The 738-nt window shown below is 34.7% G+C and carries 1 protein-coding gene; it reads left to right on the forward strand.

Translation table 11 applies throughout. The features are described from left to right. Positions 1–78: 78 nt before the first annotated feature. Positions 79–597 carry a hypothetical protein gene (locus tag ACE01N_RS20590; RefSeq protein ID WP_380592982.1) on the forward strand — a complete coding sequence of 173 codons (519 nt, stop codon included), beginning with the start codon at positions 79–81 and terminating at the stop codon, positions 595–597. Positions 598–738: the final 141 nt, after the last annotated feature.

The following is a 738-nucleotide window of genomic DNA, read 5'->3' on the forward strand; positions in this document are numbered from 1 at the left end:
CGGCTTGACAGTCTCCACTTCGTGGGACAGTCAACCGCACGACACCATACAGCGGGAACGTTGTACCCCATTTAAGAAATGAAACCTGACTATATTTTAAACGAAGACTATTTAGACCTTGTATTTCGTCACATGTATGAAATGAGAGGTAGATACGGTAGCACGAAAACAATTCATACCGAGTTAGAAAAAAACTATTCCAAAAAGTTCCATTATAACGACATAGTAATGGCTCTTGAGCAGTTAGCATTAGATGGATTCTTAAATTTAGAACCAAATAAATGGGACGAATTTTCAGTTTATCGATTAACATATAAAGGTTATCTTGAATATAGATCATCAAAATCATCCCGACCGTATAAAGACTTAATTAAAAGAAATATAAGTCGAAAAAGATATAACAGATCTAAACAGATTGCTATTATAGTAAATGCAATTGCAATTTTGGCAATTACAGGCATGAGTTTATATGTTGACCAAAAAGGCTCAAAAAATTCTGAACAGATTTCCAATATTGAAGATAGAATCTTAAATATTGAAAAAAAACTTGATAAAATTAATTCTGATTCCATAACTATTAAATTAATTGATGAATAAAAACGGGGTACAACACGCGGTCATAGTGCATGGCAGTACTTTTAAGTAAAATAATTCAACGTTCGCTGCAAGCGCCTTTCGTCATGACAGTTCCTTTCACGGGTGAAAGAAACTGCCACGACACCATACCGCGGGAACGTT

The sequence above is a fragment of the Quyinboa ferrireducens genome (assembly GCF_042436675.1).
Classification (GTDB): Bacteria; Bacteroidota; Bacteroidia; order Bacteroidales; family UBA5342; genus JBHJHP01.

Coding starts and splice junctions, on each gene's coding strand:
- ACE01N_RS20590 (WP_380592982.1), top strand. CDS start 79: ATGAAACCTGACTATATTTTAAACGAAGACTATTTAGACCTTGTATTT.